This window comes from Ureibacillus massiliensis 4400831 = CIP 108448 = CCUG 49529 (assembly GCF_000772965.1).
Classification (GTDB): domain Bacteria; phylum Bacillota; class Bacilli; order Bacillales_A; family Planococcaceae; genus Ureibacillus; species Ureibacillus massiliensis.
Genome location: NZ_JPVQ01000079.1, coordinates 1 through 6,322, shown reverse-complemented (window position 1 = coordinate 6,322; position 6,322 = coordinate 1). Strand labels below are relative to the sequence as shown.

The 6,322-nt window shown below is 35.1% G+C and carries 9 protein-coding genes; 8 read left to right on the top strand and 1 reads right to left on the bottom strand.

The window, feature by feature from the left end:
• The 6 genes from CD30_RS18485 to CD30_RS20230 all read left to right on the top strand — a co-directional run.
• The coding region (locus CD30_RS18485; protein ID WP_036180432.1) for a QcrA and Rieske domain-containing protein at window positions 1-410 on the top strand (410 nt) is incomplete at its 5' end.
• Between the two features lie 21 nt (window positions 411-431).
• On the top strand, window positions 432-1,106 hold the full coding sequence (qcrB, locus tag CD30_RS18480; protein ID WP_036180430.1) for a menaquinol-cytochrome c reductase cytochrome b subunit: 675 nt from the start codon (window positions 432-434) through the stop codon (window positions 1,104-1,106).
• A gap of 42 nt (window positions 1,107-1,148) precedes the next feature.
• Window positions 1,149-1,943 carry a menaquinol-cytochrome c reductase cytochrome b/c subunit gene (locus CD30_RS18475; RefSeq protein WP_036180428.1) on the top strand — a complete coding sequence of 265 codons (795 nt, stop codon included), beginning with the start codon at window positions 1,149-1,151 and terminating at the stop codon, window positions 1,941-1,943.
• A 213-nt stretch (window positions 1,944-2,156) separates the two neighbouring features.
• The gene (gene lhaT, locus CD30_RS18470; protein WP_036180425.1) at window positions 2,157-2,753 is read left to right on the top strand and encodes a lipoprotein heptaprenylglyceryl N-acetyltransferase LhaT; all 597 of its coding nucleotides are present in this window, start codon (window positions 2,157-2,159) and stop codon (window positions 2,751-2,753) included.
• Window positions 2,754-2,819: 66 nt separating this feature from the next.
• Window positions 2,820-3,494 carry a zinc metallopeptidase gene (locus tag CD30_RS18465; RefSeq protein ID WP_036180435.1) on the top strand — a complete coding sequence of 225 codons (675 nt, stop codon included), beginning with the start codon at window positions 2,820-2,822 and terminating at the stop codon, window positions 3,492-3,494.
• Window positions 3,495-3,884: 390 nt separating this feature from the next.
• Window positions 3,885-4,037: a hypothetical protein gene (locus CD30_RS20230; protein ID WP_156962319.1), complete on the top strand. Its 153-nt coding sequence runs from the start codon at window positions 3,885-3,887 to the stop codon at window positions 4,035-4,037.
• A gap of 70 nt (window positions 4,038-4,107) precedes the next feature.
• Here CD30_RS20230 and CD30_RS18460 read toward each other — a convergent pair whose 3' ends face one another.
• Window positions 4,108-4,956 (bottom strand): YitT family protein, encoded by an 849-nt coding sequence (locus CD30_RS18460; RefSeq protein WP_036180423.1) that lies wholly within the window; start codon window positions 4,954-4,956, stop codon window positions 4,108-4,110.
• Window positions 4,957-5,082: 126 nt separating this feature from the next.
• Here CD30_RS18460 and CD30_RS18455 point away from each other — a divergent pair, with 126 nt between their 5' ends.
• Both CD30_RS18455 and dapB read left to right on the top strand, forming a co-directional pair.
• A complete protein-coding gene (locus CD30_RS18455; RefSeq protein ID WP_036180420.1) occupies window positions 5,083-5,421 on the top strand; it encodes a nucleotide pyrophosphohydrolase in 339 nt (112 codons plus the stop codon).
• On the top strand, window positions 5,418-6,215 hold the full coding sequence (dapB, locus tag CD30_RS18450; RefSeq protein WP_036180417.1) for a 4-hydroxy-tetrahydrodipicolinate reductase: 798 nt from the start codon (window positions 5,418-5,420) through the stop codon (window positions 6,213-6,215). The genes CD30_RS18455 and dapB overlap by 4 nt, the downstream gene beginning before the upstream one ends.
• Window positions 6,216-6,322: the final 107 nt, after the last annotated feature.

Genomic DNA, 6,322 nt, shown 5'->3' with positions numbered 1-6,322 from the left:
TGCGTTTTGCAATAGATCCAGCTCTACAAGTGAAAGCAGAAGGTGATTTTGTACAAACTAGCACAAAGATTGCTGATATTACCGAAGAACCAGTTAAAGTTGATTTCACTTTTGAACAAGTTGACGCTTGGTACAAATCTGATGTTACTGAAGCAGCATGGGTGTACAAAAATGGAGACACAATCGTCGCCCTTTCACCAGTATGTAAACATTTAGGTTGTACAGTAAACTGGGCAGGAGACTCTGCTCACCCAGATCAATTCTTCTGCGCTTGCCACGGTGGTCGTTATGAAAAAACTGGTAAAAACATACCAGGTACACCGCCAACTGGTCCGTTAGACGAGTATGAAGTAGCGGAAAAAGATGGATATTTAATGCTTGGGAAAAAAATAGCAAATACTTTAGTTTAATTAGTTAGGGGGTAGACAATTGTGCTAAACAAAATTTATGATTGGGTCGATGAACGATTAGATATTACTCCAATTTGGCGTGATATTGCCGACCATGAAGTGCCAGAGCACGTTAACCCTGCACATCACTTTTCTGCATTCGTTTACTGTTTCGGTGGATTAACATTCTTTGTTACAGTTATTCAGATTTTATCCGGTATGTTCTTAACTATGTATTATGTACCAGACGTAGAGAATGCATGGAAATCAGTTTATTATTTACAAAACGAAGTAGCTTTCGGTGAAATCGTTCGCGGTATGCACCACTGGGGAGCTTCATTAGTTATCGTAATGATGTTCTTACATACGCTTCGAGTATTCTTCACAGGTTCGTATAAGAAACCTCGTGAGTTAAACTGGATTGTAGGTGTTTTAATTTTCTGTGTAATGTTAGGCTTAGGGTTCACAGGATATTTACTTCCTTGGGACATGAAAGCATTGTTTGCAACGAAAGTAGGTCTTGAAATTGCAGGATCTGTGCCGTTTATTGGGGATTTAGTTAAAATCCTATTAGCAGGTGATGCTGAAATTATCGGTGCTCAAACGTTAACACGTTTCTTTGCAATCCATGTATTCTTCTTGCCTGCTGCACTATTTGCATTATTAGCAGCTCACTTTATTATGATTCGAAAGCAAGGTATTTCCGGACCACTATAATCCGAGCAAATGTCTTAATGATTTACTAAAGGAGGGGACTCTATGCATCGCGGAAAAGGAATGAAGTTCGTTGGTGATTCCCGTATTAAGTCAAATAACCGTATGGTGAATCAACCAAAAGATTATTCCGAGTATCCTGGTAAAACGGAAGCATTCTGGCCTGATTTCTTATTAAAAGAATGGATGGTTGGTGCGGTATTTTTAATCGGTTATTTATTATTAACTGTTGCACACCCATCACCACTTGAAGGTCCAGCAGATCCAACAAATGCTGCATATATTCCGTTACCAGACTGGTACTTCTTATTCTTGTATCAATTGTTAAAGTACACATATGCATCAGGTCCATATAATATTATTGGTGCTATTGTTATTCCAGCATTAGCTATTGGCGCATTAATGTTAATGCCATTTTTAGATAAAGGACCAGAACGTCGTCCATCAAAACGACCAGTTCCTACTGCTTTGATGTTACTAGCGGTAGCTGCTATGTTCTACTTAACTTGGGAATCTGTAGTAAACCATGACTGGGATGCTGCAGCTCAACAAGGTCAAATTTCTGATAAAGACTTAGGTTTATTACCAGATGTTGAAATTGATGAAACTGCTCCAGGTTATGAAATTTATCAATCTCAAGCTTCATGTATCGGCTGTCACGGTGGTGACTTAGCAGGAGTTAGTGGTCCTATGTTATTAGGTAACGAACTTACTGCTGATGAAGTTGCTGAAGTTATTAAAAACGGTCGTGGTGGAATGCCAGCAGGTGCTTTCCAAGGTACTGAAGAAGAGCTTCAACAGTTAGCTGAGTTTATCTCAAGTTTAAAAGAAGCTGAATAATCTAATTTCTATAAAGAGAGTCAGGAAACTGACTCTCTTTCATTTTTATAAAAGCGCTTTACTATACAGAACTATTCACAGTTTTGTAAAATATAGTATACATATAATTTCTTTATATACATATATTCAAACTATTGTTCAGATTATGACAAAAATTTTAAAAATTTATTGAATCTTTTCATTATAAAACCATATAGAAATAGGGGTAACAATATGCAGTTGTTAACAAAAATTTGGTACTTATTAACTCATAAATCATTTTTAACCTTATTATTGATTGTAAATGTTGCAGGGACAGTCTACGGATATATTTGGTATAGATGGCAGTTGGCAATTACTGAACCTCAATTTTACATTTTTGTACCAGACAGTCCAACGGCTAGTTTATTTTTCTCGATTGCCATTATCGGTTGGTTGTTTGGGAAAAACTTTAAATTAATTGAAGCATTAGCGTTAATTACTTTAGTAAAGTATGGTCTATGGGCAGTTGTAATGAATTTATGGACATTAGTGGAGGTAGGATATATCGGGCCACAAGGATGGATGTTAGTATTCTCCCATTTTATGATGGCAGTTCAAGCAATTTTATATATCGGTAAATATAAATACACATATGTACATGTGATTGTTGCCGCAATATGGACATTACATAATGATGTGATTGACTATGTGTATGGACAAATGCCAATTTATAGTAACATTACAAAATATGCGAATCATATCGGCTATTTTACATTTTGGCTATCTATTGGCTGTATCGCAATCGCATATTTTGCTTATAACAGGAAAGAATATTTGCGAAAACTATAAACTATTATTAAAATTAAAATATATGAATAATTAAGAAGAAAGGGAGAGAATAATTTGTCAGCAGGAATGTATATAATTTACTTTCTAATTATTTTAATATTGCCAATTTATGCTCAGATGAAAGTTAAAAGCACGTATCGGAAATTTTCGCAAGTTCCAGCCCAAAAAGGAATGACGGGGGCTCAAGTAGCACGAATGATATTAGATAACCACGGATTATATGATGTGCGTGTAGTACCAACTCAAGGTGTGTTATCTGATCATTACAACCCAGCAACAAAAACAGTAGCGCTATCTGAAGACAATTATTACAATACTTCACTAGCAGGTACTGCAGTTGCAGCTCACGAAGTAGGGCATGCAATTCAGCATAAAGAAGCATATTCATTTTTAACACTACGCTCAAAATTAGTACCTGTTGCAAATATTTCTTCTAATGCATCGTGGATATTTGTGTTGATTGGTATTTTTGCATCACAATCTGGTTTTCTTTTAGCAGGTATTGCTTTATTAGCAGTCGGTGTTTTGTTCCAAATCGTTACTCTACCAGTTGAATTTGATGCATCAAAACGGGCTATGAATGAAGTTGTAGCACTAGGGATAATAAGTAATAATGAAGAACGTAGCGCGAAGAAAGTTTTAAGTGCAGCAGCTATGACATATGTTGCAGCAGCGGCAGTAGCTGTTCTAGAGTTAGTACGTTTAATTTTAATTTATACAAATATGAGATCTGATGACTAAATTCTAACTGAATTTAATTTAAGCAGATTTTTCAACAAGCTAGAGTGTAGGCAGAGTCAATTTTGACTTCGTCTATACTCTTTTTTATGTGTAGCCAAATTCACCAAATGAAATGGTCAATATTCTTGAAAGAGGCTTGCGAATAGCTTAAATAACAACAAATAACACAAGTGGAAGAAACAATTCGAGAGTATCACAAAATTAAGATTCATTGGAACAATTCATGTAGCTTGAAGGATTTTCAAAACGACTGTATTCATTTTTGGAGTGAACTTTTACTTTCTATAGATTAAAAGAATCGAGTTTAATAATTTCCCCTTGATTTTAATATGATGAGGTAAGTAGAACTAGGGATGGAGTTCTACAAAACTAAAACCTAAGGGGGAACATATGAAGCTAGATGTTGGGAAGATGATTATTTTTGGTTTTATTACATTTCTCGTCATTGTTGCACTCTCAATATATTCTGGAATATTAACCTATGACATATTAAGTGATTATTTGGTGGAAGAAGAACATAAATCGTTTAATTTAAATGACTAATACTTTACTAAAAGTTACGGATTCCACTGGTTAGAAAAAATGTGGTTTGGCGACAAGCCAAACCACATTTTTAATCATCAATTCTGAAGCCTTCGCCAGTTACATCTTTTACTTCAGTAATAGAGACAAATGCCTTAGGATCGATGGAACGGACTATTGATTTTAAACGGACAATTTCATTTCTTCCAACGATACAATATAAAACATCCTTAGACTGCTTTGTATAGTGACCGTATCCATGGAACACCGTAATGCCTCTTTCCATTTTGTTAGAAATGACATCTGCAATTTCATCAGGGTTACTCGAAATAATTAAAGCTGCCTTTGCAGAATATGCGCCTTCTTGAACAAAATCAATTACCCTCGTACCTACAAATACCGCAACAAGTGTATACATCATTGAACGTTCATCAAGGAATGTTGCCCACGATGCAAGTAAAACAAAAGCATCGAAGATAAACATCGTTTTTCCCATAGTCCATCCAATATATTTATGTGATAGACGTGCGATGATATCAACCCCACCAGTAGTACCACCACAACGAAATATAATTCCCAACCCTATTCCGACAAATACACCTGCAAATAGAGAAGCTAGAAGTAAATCATTTTGCAAATGAACTTCAAACTGATATTCTTGAAACACTCTTAGGAATATTGAGACTGAAATTGTGCCTATTAAGGTGTAAATCAATTGTTTGTAGCCAAGTAGCTTCCAACCTAAAATGAACATTGGAATATTTAAAATCAAATTCCATAGTGATGGGTCCCAATTTAGTGTAAAATATAAAATTAATGTAATTCCACTAAATCCGCCTTCTCCAAGTCCATTTTGCATATTAAAGTGTACGAATCCAAAGCTAAAGATAGCTGATCCAAGTATGATACCTATAATTTCTCTAATTTTAAAAACCTTCACTTCCTTACCTCCCTAAATTGTGGAAATACATGAAAAATACTCTAATAACCTAACTTATTATGTTTCATTTTTCATCTTTTGACAACAGTATGTCAAATTATATAGGATGTTATTAGGAGTGATATAATGTCTAGTGGGATAACTATGGAACAATTACAAAAAAGAGTAGACGATTACATAGGAAAATTTGAAGAAGGATACTTTCCACCATTTGAGTTGTTAGCTAGACTCACAGAAGAGCTAGGAGAATTATCACGTGAAGTTCAGCACGCATATGGACATAAAAAGAAAAAAACTACTGAAGCTAAATATAGCATTGAAGAAGAATTGGGTGATTTTTTCTTCATGTTAGTATGTTTTGCTAATGCTGAAGGCATTCAATTAGATCAAGCATTATTAAAAGTAATAGACAAATTTGAAACACGAGACAAAGATCGTTGGACTAGAAAGGACGAAATGAAATGACAATCCGAGTAGCAATCGCGGGAGCAAGAGGGAGAATGGGGTCAGAGGCTGTTAAAGCTGTAAGTAATAAAGAAGGTATGGAATTAGTAGCAGCGTTAGATTATAAGCATGTTGGTGATAGTTTAGGCGAACTTGCCATGTTCCCACCTCAATTAAATGTTCCGATTTATACAAACCTTACGCAGCTCATTGAAGATGAGAAACCTGACGTATTAATTGACTTAACAAATCCAGAGTCAGTATATGAGCATACAAAAGAAGCACTCCTACATAACGTAAGACCTGTAGTAGGCACTACAGGATTTACAGATAGCCAACTAGAAGAACTTAAAAACCTTTCAGAAAATAATAAAGTTGGCTGTATTATAGCGCCTAATTTTGCTATTGGTGCAATACTCATGATGAAATTTGCAAAAGAAGCTGCGAAATATTTACCAAATGTTGAAATCATTGAATTACATCACGACCGAAAATTAGATGCACCTTCTGGAACTGGGTTAAAAACTGCTCAATTAATTGCAGAAGTACGTAATGAACAGAAACAAGGTCACCCAAATGAAAAAGAAACTATTGCTGGAGCCCGTGGAGCAGACTTTGAAGGAATGAGAATCCATTCTGTACGTTTACCAGGGCTTGTTGCACACCAAGAAGTTATATTTGGTGGCGATGGACAAATGCTAACAATTCGTCATGATTCATATAATCGTGAATCCTTTATGGGTGGGGTTCTTTATTGTGTTGAAGCTGTCATGACAATAGAAGATTTAGTATATGGGCTTGAAAATCTTATATAATTACTGTTGTAACTATTTCCATTAGATTAGTGAATAATTAAAACTTTGCGTAATTGAAAAAGGGTAGTGTCAAAACTTCTATGAAAAATTGAAAATCACAAAAAATT